Raw genomic sequence first — 12,591 nt, forward strand, 5'->3', positions numbered from 1 at the left:
GCCGCCCGCCGCGTCCGCGCGGGCGACCATGGCCGTGATGAGCGAGCGCACCCGCCCCTCCGGGGCCTCCGACGTCGACGACGAGCCGGCCGAGGAGCTCGACGACCTCCTCGGCGCAGAGACGGAGGATCCCGGCGGCGAGGAGGTCGACGAGCTCCGCGACGAAGAGGTGGACGAGGAGCCGTCGGAGGCACGGGGGCGGGCGGGGACGCCTGCCGTCGTCACCGCCGGCAGGGCGCGCTCTCGCGGCGACGCCGCACCGGGCGGGAGCGCCGTCCTCACCTCACCCGCGCTGCTGGGCCTCCTCGCGGGCGCCCAGGCGGTCCTCGGCTCGCTGCTCTGCGTCGTCGGGCCCGTCGCGGCGACGTGGCTGGTGGCCTCCCGGACCGGCGCCACCTGGGACGACGCCCTCCGGATCGCCGCCGACGGGTGGCTCCTCGCCTCGGGCGCCGTCCTCGCGGTGCCGGGCGGGCGCGTGGGGCTGTGGCCGCTCGGGCTCGCGCTCCTGCCCGTCGCCTGGTTCGTCTCGGCCGGACGCCGCACCGCGGTCGCCCTCGAGGAGACCCACCCGGCCGGCCGCGCCCGCCGGGACGGCCTGGACGGTGCCCTCGTGGCCGCCCTGCTGGGGGTCGTGGCGTCCTCGGTCGTCCTCGCGGTGGTCGTCGCGCTGCTCGCCGGCTCGCCGGTCGTCCGCCCCGTGCTGGGCACCGTCGTCCTCGGCACGGCCCTGGTGGCCGGGGCCTCCTCGGGGCTCGCGATGGCGGCGGCGCGGCTGCGCCTGGCGGCGGCGCACCCCTCCCGCACCCGGCGGCCGGCCGGCCGACCCGGCCCACCCGTCGGCCGCACGCCCGTCGGCCGCGCCCCGGCGCGCGAGGCCTCCGGCGACGTCGGCCTCCCCGGTGCCCTGGCCGACCTCGTCCGCCTCCCCGCGCCCGGCCGGGCGGTCGTGGCAGCCGGTGCCCGCTCCCTGCTCCTGTGCCTGCTCGGCGCCGCCGTCGTCCTCGTGGTCTCCCTCGTCGCGGGCGCCGCGCGGGTCGCCGACCTGCACCAAGCGCTGGACGCGGGAGCCGTCGGCGGCGTCGTCCTCGTCGCCGGCCAGCTGCTCCTGCTGCCGACGGCGCTGGTGTGGTCGCTGTCCTGGGTCGCAGGCCCTGGCTTCGCCGTGGGCGAGGGGACGGCCGTGACCCCGGGCTCGACCGAGCTCGGGGCCCTGCCGGCACTCCCGATGCTCGGGGGGCTGCCGGAGCAGGGCATGGGCGGGGGAGCCCTGTGGGTCGTCCTCCTGCTGCCGGTCGCCGCCGGCGCGGTGGCCGTGCTCCGGCTGCGGCGGGCCGAGCCCCTCCTGCGCCCCGACCCGGGCGAGGTGGTCGGCACGCGGTGGCAGCGCACCCGCGACGAGCTGGCCCGCCGCTGGCGCCCCGCGCTCGTCCGCTCGTCCGGCGTCGGTGCCGTCGCCGGTGCCGGAGCAGCGCTCCTCGCCGCGGCGTCCTCGGGCCCGGTCGGGCCGGGTGTGCTCGCCGTCGTCGGCCCCGTGTGGTGGCAGACCGGCGCGGCCCTGGGGGGACTCGTGCTCGCCGGGGCGACGCTGTGCCTGCTGCTGCCCGGGTGGCGTCATCTGCGCGGCGCCTGAGGCCGCGCCCGCCCGCCGGCAGGCCCTCAGCCGCCCGGCGCCGACCCACCCAGCCGCTCGGCCCAGGACGTGACGTCCTGGGTGAACTGCTGCTGGCACGCCGCCTGCGCCTGCGTCGTCACGGCGCCGGCCAGGCAGTCCCTCAGGTCGCCCTGGAGGGGGTAGATCAGCAGCGCGGCGCTCTGGGACACCAGGACGAACCCGGTGAGGACGAGGCCGCCGGCGAGGACGGACACGCTGCCGCGACGCCGCGCCCTCCAGGCGGCGGCCAGCGCGAGGCCGCCGACGACCAGGGCGGAGACCGTGAAGAGCAGCCCGACGGCGGACCACAGCCCCGGGAGGCGGGAGGCGAGCAGCGCCCCCAGCAGCAGCAGGGAGAAGACGAGCGCCCGGCCGGCCGCCTCGCGGGCGGCGTCCCGGTCGTCGTCCCCACGCTGGCCCCGGCCCTGCTGGCCCCGGCCCTGCTCGTCCTGCTGGCCCTGCCCCTGGTGACGCGGACCGGGCGTGCGGGCGCCGTCGCCCTGCGGTCCCGGCCGCCCCGGTGGCGGTGTGGGGGCGGTCACGGCGTCCTCCGGGGTGCTCGTCTGGTGGCCCGGGGTGCTCCGGGCACACCGCTATGGTCTCCGACCGTGGCGGCAGGCGGGACGGCGACCCCGGAGGACGCGCCGGATCGCACCCGGCTCGTCGTCCTGGTCTCGGGCACGGGCACCAACCTCGGTGCGCTGCTGGAGGCCGCGCAGGACCCGGCGTGGGGCGCCGACGTCGTCGGCGTCGTCTCCGACCAGGCGGCCGCCGGGGCGCTGGGGCGGGCCCGAGCCGCCGGTGTGCCGACCGACGTCGTCCCGCTCGACGCGCACGCCGACCGGTCCGCCTGGGACCAGGCGCTCACCCAGGCCGTGCTCGCCCACGAGCCCGACCTCGTCGTGCTGGCCGGCTTCATGCGCCTCGTCGGGCCCGCGTTCCTCGCCCGTCTCGGCGGCCGCGTGGTCAACACCCACCCGGCGCTCTCGCCGTCCTTCCCCGGCGTGCGCGCCCCCGCCGACGCGCTGGCCTACGGCGTCCGCGTCACGGGGGCCACCGTGCTGCTCGTCGACGAGGGCGTCGACACGGGCGCCGTCGTCGCCCAGACCGCTGTCCCCGTGCTCGACGACGACGACGTCGCGTCGCTGCACGAGCGCATCAAGGCCGTCGAGCGGCCGATGCTCGTCGACGTCGTCGGCCGGATGGCCCGCCACGGCTGGTCGACCTCTCCCACCAACCCCCGGAAGGTGCTTCTCCCGTGACCGTCCCCGCCCCTCCGCAGGCCCCGACCCCCGCGGCCGCCCCCGACGCCCTCGCGCAGGGCCGGCGGCCGCTGCGCCGAGCGCTCCTGTCGGTCTGGGACAAGAGCGGGCTGGAGGACCTCGCGCTCGGCCTGCACGAGGCGGGCGTCGCGCTCGTCTCCACCGGCTCGACGGCCGGGCGCATCGCCGCCGCCGGCGTGCCGGTGACGGCCGTGGAGGAGCTCACCGGCTTCCCCGAGTGCCTCGACGGGCGGGTGAAGACGTTGCACCCGCGGGTGCACGCCGGGATCCTCGCCGACCGGCGCCGGGCCGACCACGAGGCGCAGCTGGCCGACCTCGACGTCGAGCCCTTCGACCTCGTCGTCGTCAACCTCTACCCCTTCGAGCAGACCGTGGCGAGCGGCGCGGACGTGGACGCCTGCGTCGAGCAGATCGACATCGGTGGGCCGTCGATGGTGCGCGCCGCCGCCAAGAACCACCCCAGCGTCGCCGTCGTCACGTCCCCGGACGCCTACCCCGAGGTGCTCGCCGCGGCCGCGGGCGAGGGCTTCTCGCTCGCCGAGCGGGCACGGCTCGCGGCGCGGGCCTTCGCCGCCACGGCCGCCTACGACGCCGCCGTCGCCGCGTGGACGCGGGACGTGCTGGTGCCGGCCACCTCGGGGGAGGCCGTCGACGCCCCCGCCCCGGGAGAGGACGGCGAGCAGGTGCAGGACGGCCCGCCGGCGCGGCTGGAGCAGGTGTGGGAGCGCTCGGCCGTGCTGCGCTACGGCGAGAACCCCCACCAGCAGGCGGCGCTGTACGTCCCCGCCGGGGCGGCGGCGGGCGGCCTGGCGGGGGCCGAGCAGCTGCACGGCAAGGAGATGAGCTTCAACAACTGGACCGACGCCGACGCCGCCTGGCGGGCCGCGCACGACCACGACGCGCCCTGCGTCGCCGTCATCAAGCACGCCAACCCGTGCGGCATCGCCGTCGCCGACGACGTCGCGACGGCGCACCGCGCGGCGCACGCGTGCGACCCGGTCTCCGCCTTCGGCGGCGTCATCGCCGTCAACCGCCCGGTCAGCGTGGCCATGGCCGAGCAGGTCGCCGAGGTCTTCACCGAGGTCGTCGTCGCCCCGGCCTTCGACGACGGCGCGCTGGAGGTCCTCACCCGGAAGAAGAACGTCCGGCTGCTGCGCGCCGGCTCGCCGGGCGGCGGCAGCCCGCTCGAGCTCAAGCCCGTCGACGGGGGGCTGCTCGTGCAGACCGCCGACCGCCTCCAGGCGCCGGGCGACGACCCCGCCACGTGGACGCTGGCGACCGGCACGGCCGTGGAGGACGAGGTGCTGGCCGACCTGGCCTTCGCGTGGCGGGCCGTCCGCGCCGTCCGGTCCAACGCCGTCCTGCTCGCCCGCGGCGGCGCCACGACGGGCGTCGGCATGGGCCAGGTCAACCGGGTCGACTCCGCCCGGCTCGCGGTGGCGCGCGCGGGGGAGCGGGCCGCCGGCTCGGTGGCGGCCTCCGACGCCTTCTTCCCCTTCGCCGACGGGTTGGCCGTGCTGCTCGACGCCGGGGTGCGCGCCGTCGTGCAGCCCGGTGGGTCGGTGCGCGACGAGGAGGTCGTCGCCGCCGCGCAGGCGGCCGGCGCCGCCATGTACCTCACGGGCGCCCGTCACTTCACGCACTGAGCGGCACGGGCACGCAGGCGTGGCGCAGGACGAGCACCACCCGCGGGAGGACGACGTCGTCGCCGTCCGGCGGCACGGCACACGGGTGCTCGTCCTCGTGACCGCCGTCGTCGTCGCCGCGCTGCTCGCCGGCGTGCTCGTGGGCTTCCGTTGGACGGGGTTGCTGCTGGGGGCGGGTCTGGTCGGGCTGGCCGTCGCGCGGCTGCTCGGCCCGGCCCGCCTGGTGGGTCCTCTCGCCGTCCGCTCCCGCATCGTCGACGTCCTCGTCGCGCTCGTCCTGGCCGCGGGCCTGCTCGCCCTGTCGCTGACGACGCCCGGCGTGCCGCCGGGGGTCGGCCCGCCGCCCTGAGACGGGCTCCGCGCGAGCGGTCCCGGGGCGGCGGGCCGGGCGCCGTCGTCAGCCGAGCAGACCCATGCCGGCGACGGTGTCGCGCTCCTCGGCGAGCTCGCCGACGCTCGCGTCGATGCGGCTGCGGGAGAAGTCGTCGACGTCCAGGCCCTGGACGATCTCCCACTCCCCGTCCTTCGTCGTCACGGGGAAGCTCGACACGAGGCCCTCGGGGACGCCGTAGGAGCCGTCGGAGCGCACGGCCATCGACGTCCAGCCGCCCTCGGGGGTGCCCGTGAGCCAGGTGCGCACGTGGTCGATGGCGGCGTTGGCCGCCGATGCGGCCGAGGAGGAGCCGCGCGCCTCGATGATCGCCGCGCCGCGCTTCTGCACCGTGGGGATGAAGTCGCTCTCGACCCACGCCTGCTCCACCAGCTCGGGCGCGGGGCGGCCGCCGACGGTGGCCTGGGTGATGTCGGGGTACTGCGTCGCGGAGTGGTTGCCCCAGATGGTGAGGCGCTCGACGTCGGCGACGGGCGCACCCGCCTTCTGCGCGAGCTGGGTGACGGCCCGGTTGTGGTCCAGGCGCGTCATCGCCGAGAACCGCTCGGTCGGCACGCCGTCCGCGTTGTTCATCGCGATGAGGCAGTTGGTGTTCGCCGGGTTGCCGACGACGAGGACGCGCAGGTCGTCGGCGGCCGAGGAGGCCAGGGCCTTGCCCTGGCCCGTGAAGATCGCGCCGTTGGCCTCCAGCAGGTCGGCCCGCTCCATCCCCTGCGTGCGCGGGCGGGAGCCGACGAGGAGGGCGACGTTGGCGCCGTCGAAGGCGACGGTCGCGTCGTCGCTGATGTCGACGCTCTCGAGCAGCGGGAAGGCGCAGTCGTCGAGCTCCATCGCGACGCCCTGCGCGGCGCCGAGGGCGGGCGTGATCTCCAGGATGCGCAGGCGCACCGGGACGTCGGGCCCGAGGAGGGCGCCGCTGGCGATGCGGAAGAGCAGGCTGTAGCAGATCTGCCCCGCGCCTCCCGTGACCGCGACGGTGACGGGCTGGCTGCTGGTGGTGCTCGCGGTCACGCTGCACTCCTTCGTGAGGGTCTGGCGGGTCTGCGGGCCGGTACGCCCGCGGCGACGCTATCGGCCCCGGCGCCGCCGCGCGGTGTGACGTGCGCCGCTCCCGGGCCGCTCCCGCCGCCGGTCGGGGAGGCGCTGCCGCAAGGGCGTGCGGTGGGCCCGTCGGTGCCGTGCCGCTAGTTTGACGTCGAGACACCCGCCCGCTCGCGACGAGGAGAGCCACCAGCATGTCCAAGATCAAGGTCGAGGGGACGGTCGTCGAGCTCGACGGCGACGAGATGACGCGGATCATCTGGCAGTTCATCAAGGACCGCCTCATCCACCCCTACCTCGACGTCGACCTGGAGTACTACGACCTCGGGATGGAGCACCGGGACGCCACCGACGACCAGGTGACGGTCGACGCGGCGCACGCCATCGCCAAGCACGGGGTCGGCGTCAAGTGCGCGACGATCACGCCCGACGAGGCGCGCGTCGAGGAGTTCGGCCTGAAGAAGATGTGGCGCTCCCCGAACGGGACGATCCGCAACATCCTCGGCGGGGTCATCTTCCGCGAGCCGATCGTCATCTCGAACATCCCGCGCCTGGTGCCGGGCTGGACCAAGCCGATCATCGTCGGTCGTCACGCCTTCGGGGACCAGTACCGCGCCACCGACTTCCGCTTCCCGGGCGAGGGCACGCTCACCGTGTCCTTCCAGCCCGCCGACGGCTCCGAGCCCATCGAGCACGAGGTCTTCCAGGCGCCTGGCGCCGGCGTCGCGGTGGCCATGTACAACCTCGACGAGTCGATCCGCGACTTCGCCCGCAGCTCGATGAACTACGGCCTGGACCGGGGGTACCCGGTCTACCTGTCGACGAAGAACACCATCCTGAAGGCCTACGACGGGCGCTTCAAGGACATCTTCGCCGAGGTCTTCGAGGCCGAGTTCAAGGAGAAGTTCGAGGCGGCGGGCATCACCTACGAGCACCGCCTCATCGACGACATGGTCGCGGCGTCCCTCAAGTGGGAGGGCGGCTACATCTGGGCCTGCAAGAACTACGACGGCGACGTGCAGTCCGACACCGTCGCCCAGGGCTTCGGCTCGCTCGGCCTCATGACCTCGGTCCTCACCTCGCCCGACGGCCGCACCGTCGAGGCCGAGGCGGCGCACGGCACGGTGACGCGGCACTTCCGCCAGCACCAGGCGGGCAAGCCGACGTCGACGAACCCGATCGCGTCGATCTACGCCTGGACCCGGGGCCTGGCCCACCGCGGCCGCCTCGACGGCACGCCCGAGGTCACCGAGTTCGCCGAGACGCTCGAGGACGTCGTCGTCAAGACCGTCGAGAGCGGCAAGATGACCAAGGACCTCGCCCTGCTCGTCGGCCCCGACCAGGGCTGGCTCAGCACCGAGGAGTTCCTCGCCGCGCTCGACGAGAACCTGGCGGCCCGCCTGGGCTGACGACTGCGTCCGCGACGGGGGAGTCCGTCTCCCGCAGCAGGGCCCGTCACCGGTGGTGGCGGGCCCTCGCGGTGCCGGCGTCCTGGCGGCCGTGCTGCCGGGCGGCCACCCCCGAGGTCGGCGGCCGGCCTCAGGCCGTGAAGACCTCGTCGTCGAGGCGCTCCCCGAGCTGCTCGACCCGCAGCGCGAGCCGGGACATGCCGCCGGAGGTGCCGACCTCCATCGGCAGGCCGGTCTCCCGGTGCAGGACGAGCGAGGTGGCGTCGTCGTCGCCGTGCTGGTCGACGCCGGGCACGGGCAGCCCGCGGACCACCACGAGCAGGGCCGGCTCGTCGTCGCAGGTGACCTCGTTGACGCTGACGACCTCGAGCGAGGCGGCGGCGGCCTGGCGCTCGGAGGAGGGGACGGCGCCGGCCGCGGCCGGCAGCCCGGTGGCGAGGGCGAGCGGGTCGAGCAGGGCGCCGAGGTCATGGCCCACGTCCGCGCGCGTGCTCTGGTCGGCCAGCTCCGGCCCGAGCCCCTGCGCCAGGACGGCGCCGCTGACGTCCTCGACGCGGACCCCCGCGGGCACGCCCATGAGCGGGCGGCGCAGCAGGAGGCGGGCGGCGCCCTCGGGCAGCAGCCCCCCGTCGTGGCGCACGGTCAGCGCCGCCGAGCTCCACCAGCCGGCGGTGCCGTCGAGCAGGGACCGGGCGAGGACGTCGTCGTCAGTCACGGCAGTCACGGTCGGGCAGGCTAGCTGCCGCCGGCGGGAGGGACCCTCGACGGGGCGGCCGGCCGCGGCGCCGCGTCCAGGCGGTCGGGTGCGACGAGGCCTCCTAGGGTCGCGCCCATGGATCTCGGGCTGGCAGGGACGAAGGCGCTCGTGACGGGCGCGAGCCGTGGGCTAGGGCTGGCGATCGCCGACGCGCTCGCCGCGGAGGGCGCGGACGTCGCGCTCGTCGCCCGGGGCGCGGACGGTCTCGCGGCGGCCGCCGAGCGGGTGGGCCGGCACGGCACGCGGGTGCGGACCGCCGCGCTCGACGTGACCGACTTCGCGGCGCTGGCCGCCGAGGTCGACGCCGCCGCAGCCGACCTCGGCGGGCTCTCGCGCGTCGTCGCCAACGCCGGCGGCACGGTCGGCGGAGGCAACCTGCTGACGGGCACGCCGCAGGAGTTCGTCGACACCTACGCGCTCAACGTCGGCCACGCCGTCGCGCTGCTCGGCGCCGCCGCCCCGCACCTGGCGGCGGCCGGGGGAGGGGCGGCCGTCGTCGTCTCCTCCATCACGGGGCAGCGACCGGCGCCGCGGACGGCCTACGCCGCCGCGAAGGCGGGGGAGACGCACCTGGCGGCGACGCTGGCGCGAGAGCTGGCGCCCCAGGGCACGCGGGTCAACTCGGTGAGCCCCGGCTCGATCTACTTCGCCGGCGGTGGCTGGGAGTCCTTCGAGCAGAAGAACCCCGAGCGCTACGAGGACTTCGTCGCCCGCGAGTTCCCCCTCGGCCGCCTGGGGAGGCCGGAGGAGGTCGGCGAGGTCGTCGCCTTCCTGCTCTCCGAGCGCGCCTCCTGGGTCTCGGGCACCGACGTCGTCGTCGACGGCGCCCAGGGCTACCCGAGCGGGCGGCGCTTCACGGACTGACCGTCCGTGCCGGCTGCGCGCCGTCCGTCCGGTGCGCCGGCACCTCGGAGGCGTTATAGCCGATTGGGGCGGGAATGTGCTAGGCGTCTAGTCCACCGCCATGGGGCATTCTGCTCACCGCGGGCGGCGGTAGAGGCGGGACTTCAAGGTAGAGCGTACCTCGCGGTTAGGGAATTCCGCCCGGCCGCTTGGTGCTGCCATCCTGGCACGCTTCGCCGGCGACGTGCGTTATCGCGGCTTGGCTTAGGTCGGTTCCGCGGAGGTCTACTTCTGAAGTGCCTCGGGTCGGGTGTACCCATCTAAGCCGGGGCACGCCGGGCACGAGCTGCGGATCCGCGCCAACGCCGACGAGCCGATCCAGGTCATCCGCCTCGTGATCGGCGCATGTGAGTGAGGACGGCCGACTGGCTCGCCGAAGGTCTTGAGCTCGCCGGTTGGGCTCGGGCGAGGGTCCAGGAGAGGATGGAGACCGTGGGACGAACGTCAGCGGCACGCCAGGAAACCGAACGGCTGCTGCTCGGCGGGGCCTGGCACCCGCTCACCAAGAGCCTGACGTTCTTCGCCGCCGACGTCGAGGAGTGCGTCGCCAGCTTCCTGGATTGGCGCGGCCGCGGCGTGATTGAGCGCACCGGCCACCCGCTGCGCCGACGCGACCTCACCGGTGACCTCGAGACACTGCTCGCCGAGCTGACACCAATGGAGGTGGCGATGGGACGGCGCAACCTCTTCGTGCCGGTCGCCACCGACGGGCCCTACCGCACCATGATGCTCCGCAGCTCGTGGCTAGGCACGGACCCGGGCTCGGAGCGGGCCGCCTTCGCCACCCGCGGGGTCGGGTCGGTCCAGGTCACCAGCTCCCCGAACGACCCCCGCGGGCTGATCTGGCCGCGAGGCTTCCACGGCATCCACCACCTCGGGGTGATGCGGCCGGTGCCGGTCGAGCAGGACGACCGCGGCTACACCGGGCGGTCCGTCGGGGTCCGCATCAGCGACCGCGGAGGGTGGATCTTCGTCGATCTCGGAGATCGACTGCCGTTCGAGGACGCCAGCGCCTACACCGCGCCCCGGGTCAAGAACCGCTTCACCCAGCAGACGCTTATCGACTACGCCGCCGAGCTCGGCCTGCGTCCTTTTGACGCCGACTTCTACGCCTCCGACCGCACCGCCGTCTTGGTCGAGCACACCGGACCCGCCATCTGGAGGGAACGGCTGGCCAGCATCGCGGACGCCCAGAGCAACGGAAACCCCGACAGGATCGGCATCCCCCACCCCGACGCGACCACCATCGAGCCCGAGTCCCGCACCATCACCGTCATCGACGGCATCGCCTACCACCGCGGCGAAGCTATCTGGGACCCCAGCATCTTGGGTACCCGACCACCCCCGGGATGGACACCGAAGATCTGACCCAGGTCGATGCTCGGACGTCGAACAGGCACGACGCATCCCATCGCGCGCGAGCGGCGCTCCTACCAACACGCCACACACCGCCCCGTGCCCTCTCGTCGGCGCTGGCGGTGGGGTCAAGCGTGGCGCGGAGGGGCCATCGCGCAGCGACGCGGCAGGCGCTTCTGACGCTGCCGGCGGCGGCGCTGACACGACCCGACGTCGGGAGAGGACGGCTTCCGCGTCCCCTCATCTGATGGGGAGGGCGCGTGTGGTCGTCGAGCCGAGATGTCGCTCGTCGTGGCCGTCGACCCCGGCGCCCGGCCCGGTCGAGGACGGGGTGGCTTGGGTCTTGGCTCAGGCGCTGCCCGGCCGGCCGGAGAGGTGGGTGCAGAGGGTGCTGCCGCGGGTGCGGATGGTCGCCCGGCACGCGGTCCCACCGCTGTCGCTGGTGGCAGCGGTGGGCGTTGTGGAGGGCGGCCCGGTGTGGACCGCCGAGGAGGCCCAGGTCCCGGCCCGGCGCGAAGGGCTGCTTGCCCAGCGCCAGCGCTCCGAGGTAGGGCACCACCCAGAGCCAGGGCGCGACCGCCGTCAGCCCGACGGCCGTGACGCCTTCCTGCACCAGCCGCGCGCTGCTGAGGCCGAGCGAGACGAGGCCGAGGACGGCGACGGCGGCGAAGAGGCCGCGCCACCGGCGTGACCGCGTCCGCTCACGCTGGAGGTCCAGCAGCCCGAGGAAGGCGTGGGCGTAGCGGACCGCGCTGCCCGCCAGGTGCGTCGGCACCGGCCGGCCTCGCCGCACCGACCGCTCGACCGTCCGCCGGTCCTCGCGCGAGAGGGTCCTGCGTTCCTCCCGCCACCGCGGCCACGTCGTCTGCGCAGCGACCACTCGTCGCTGCCGTCGGAGGAGGACGACGGCCACGACGACGACCGGGGCAGCGGTGAGCAGCCCGACGAGCACGGCCACCAGCAACGGGCTCATGGGCGCGCGGTAGGTACGGCCCTACCGGGACGAGGGGCCTTGGCCGGAGCCGTGCCCCGACCGGGGACGCGCGTCGCCCGCCCGCGCCGCGTCAGCGGAAGACGACCGTCCGGTGCCCGTCGAGGAGCACGCGGTGCTCGGCGTGCCAGCGGACGGCGCGGGCGAGCACCTGGGCCTCGACGTCCTGGCCGATGCCGACCATCTCGCGCTCGGTCGAGGCGTGGTCGACGCGGTGGACGTCCTGCTCGATGATCGGACCCTCGTCGAGGTCGCCCGTCACGTAGTGCGCCGTCGCGCCGATGAGCTTGACGCCGCGGTCGTGGGCCTGGGCGTAGGGGCGGGCGCCCTTGAAGCTCGGCAGGAACGAGTGGTGGATGTTGATGGCCCGCCCGGCCAGCGCCCGGCAGGTCTCGTCGGAGAGCACCTGCATGTAGCGGGCGAGGACGACGAGCTCGACGTCGAGCTCGTCCACCAGCGCCAGCAGGCGCGCCTCCGCCTGCGCCTTGGCGCCCTTCTCCACCGGGACGTGGGTGAAGGGGACGCCGTAGGAGGTCGCCATCGGCTCCAGGTCGCGGTGGTTGCCGACGACGCCGACGACGTCCACGGGCAGCCGCCCCGAGCGCTGCCGGAAGAGCAGGTCGTTGAGGCAGTGCCCGGCCCGCGAGACGAGCAGCAGGGTGCGGACGGGCCGGCCGACGGCGTCCAGGCGCCAGGTCATGCCGAAGCGCTCGGCCACCGGCGCGAGCCGACCGGCCAGCTGCTCGCGGCCGACGGCGACGTCGACCGACACGCGCAGGTGGAAGCGCCCGGTGCCCGCGTCGCCGAACTGCTGGCTCTCGGTGATGTTGCCGCCGGCTTCGGCCAGGGCGCCGCTGACCGCGTGCACGATACCGGGCCCGTCGGGGCAGGTGAGCACGAGGACGAAGGAGGCCCGCTCGCCCGTGGGCCGGTCGTCCGTCGGTGGCTCGTCGGCGGGCTCGGGGGTCACGGGCGCAGGGTAGTGCGCGGCCTCGGCGGCCCCCGCCGACGGCTACCCTGGGCCGCGCCGCGACTGGCGAGGGTGGACACCACCGGGGAGCGGCAGCGAGGCCGGTGCCCTGTGCGCCGGCCTGCGCGACGCGGTCGACCGCCTGGGCCGCGTGCGCGAGCCCTGCCCGTGCCCGCCAGCCACGAGGAGACGC

12 protein-coding genes are annotated in these 12,591 nt (G+C 75.5%); 8 read left to right on the forward strand and 4 right to left on the reverse strand.

Going from position 1 to position 12,591, the window contains the following annotated elements:
- The first annotated feature begins 37 nt into the window (after positions 1-37).
- Complete coding sequence (locus WDV86_RS10080) at positions 38-1,630, forward strand: cell division protein PerM (protein ID WP_339567498.1); 1,593 nt, start codon at positions 38-40, stop codon at positions 1,628-1,630.
- A 26-nt stretch (positions 1,631-1,656) separates the two neighbouring features.
- Here WDV86_RS10080 and WDV86_RS10085 read toward each other — a convergent pair whose 3' ends face one another.
- On the reverse strand, positions 1,657-2,193 hold the full coding sequence (locus WDV86_RS10085; protein ID WP_339567499.1) for a hypothetical protein: 537 nt from the start codon (positions 2,191-2,193) through the stop codon (positions 1,657-1,659).
- Between the two features lie 66 nt (positions 2,194-2,259).
- On the opposite strand from WDV86_RS10085, the gene purN reads away from it, so the two are divergent.
- The 3 genes from purN to WDV86_RS10100 all read left to right on the forward strand — a co-directional run bounded on the left by purN (position 2,260) and on the right by WDV86_RS10100 (position 4,929).
- Positions 2,260-2,913 carry a phosphoribosylglycinamide formyltransferase gene (gene purN / locus WDV86_RS10090; RefSeq protein ID WP_339567500.1) on the forward strand — a complete coding sequence of 218 codons (654 nt, stop codon included), beginning with the start codon at positions 2,260-2,262 and terminating at the stop codon, positions 2,911-2,913.
- 71 nt (positions 2,914-2,984) lie between these two features.
- Entirely contained in the window at positions 2,985-4,580 is a 1,596-nt protein-coding gene (gene purH / locus WDV86_RS10095) for a bifunctional phosphoribosylaminoimidazolecarboxamide formyltransferase/IMP cyclohydrolase (protein ID WP_445263023.1), read from the forward strand.
- Positions 4,581-4,599: 19 nt separating this feature from the next.
- A complete protein-coding gene (locus tag WDV86_RS10100; RefSeq protein WP_339567502.1) occupies positions 4,600-4,929 on the forward strand; it encodes a DUF3017 domain-containing protein in 330 nt (109 codons plus the stop codon).
- Between the two features lie 48 nt (positions 4,930-4,977).
- Here WDV86_RS10100 and WDV86_RS10105 read toward each other — a convergent pair whose 3' ends face one another.
- Positions 4,978-5,982 carry a malate dehydrogenase gene (locus tag WDV86_RS10105; RefSeq protein ID WP_339567503.1) on the reverse strand — a complete coding sequence of 335 codons (1,005 nt, stop codon included), beginning with the start codon at positions 5,980-5,982 and terminating at the stop codon, positions 4,978-4,980.
- A 224-nt stretch (positions 5,983-6,206) separates the two neighbouring features.
- On the opposite strand from WDV86_RS10105, the gene WDV86_RS10110 reads away from it, so the two are divergent.
- Positions 6,207-7,421 carry an NADP-dependent isocitrate dehydrogenase gene (locus WDV86_RS10110; protein WP_339567504.1) on the forward strand — a complete coding sequence of 405 codons (1,215 nt, stop codon included), beginning with the start codon at positions 6,207-6,209 and terminating at the stop codon, positions 7,419-7,421.
- 130 nt (positions 7,422-7,551) lie between these two features.
- Here WDV86_RS10110 and WDV86_RS10115 read toward each other — a convergent pair whose 3' ends face one another.
- Positions 7,552-8,145: a hypothetical protein gene (locus WDV86_RS10115; RefSeq protein WP_339567505.1), complete on the reverse strand. Its 594-nt coding sequence runs from the start codon at positions 8,143-8,145 to the stop codon at positions 7,552-7,554.
- 108 nt (positions 8,146-8,253) lie between these two features.
- Between WDV86_RS10115 and WDV86_RS10120 the strand changes: the two genes are divergently transcribed.
- The 3 genes from WDV86_RS10120 (at position 8,254) to WDV86_RS10130 (ending at position 11,128) form a co-directional block, all read left to right on the forward strand.
- Positions 8,254-9,042 (forward strand): SDR family NAD(P)-dependent oxidoreductase, encoded by a 789-nt coding sequence (locus WDV86_RS10120; protein ID WP_339567506.1) that lies wholly within the window; start codon positions 8,254-8,256, stop codon positions 9,040-9,042.
- A gap of 471 nt (positions 9,043-9,513) precedes the next feature.
- Complete coding sequence (locus WDV86_RS10125) at positions 9,514-10,449, forward strand: hypothetical protein (RefSeq protein ID WP_339567507.1); 936 nt, start codon at positions 9,514-9,516, stop codon at positions 10,447-10,449.
- A gap of 367 nt (positions 10,450-10,816) precedes the next feature.
- Positions 10,817-11,128 carry a hypothetical protein gene (locus WDV86_RS10130; RefSeq protein ID WP_339567508.1) on the forward strand — a complete coding sequence of 104 codons (312 nt, stop codon included), beginning with the start codon at positions 10,817-10,819 and terminating at the stop codon, positions 11,126-11,128.
- A 373-nt stretch (positions 11,129-11,501) separates the two neighbouring features.
- Here the strand turns inward: WDV86_RS10130 and purU are convergent, their stop codons facing one another.
- Positions 11,502-12,398, reverse strand: a complete 897-nt coding sequence (gene purU / locus WDV86_RS10135; RefSeq protein ID WP_339567509.1) for a formyltetrahydrofolate deformylase — start codon at positions 12,396-12,398, stop codon at positions 11,502-11,504.
- Positions 12,399-12,591 lie beyond the last annotated feature (193 nt).

The sequence above is a fragment of the Pseudokineococcus sp. 1T1Z-3 genome (assembly GCF_037482365.1).
Lineage (GTDB): Bacteria > Actinomycetota > Actinomycetes > Actinomycetales > Quadrisphaeraceae > Pseudokineococcus.

What these genes read in the sequence shown, in the direction of transcription:
- WDV86_RS10080 (WP_339567498.1), top strand. Translation starts at nt 38, where the DNA reads ATGAGCGAGCGCACCCGCCCCTCCGGGGCCTCCGACGTCGACGACGAG.
- WDV86_RS10110 (WP_339567504.1), top strand. Translation starts at nt 6,207, where the DNA reads ATGTCCAAGATCAAGGTCGAGGGGACGGTCGTCGAGCTCGACGGCGAC.
- WDV86_RS10120 (WP_339567506.1), top strand. Translation starts at nt 8,254, where the DNA reads ATGGATCTCGGGCTGGCAGGGACGAAGGCGCTCGTGACGGGCGCGAGC.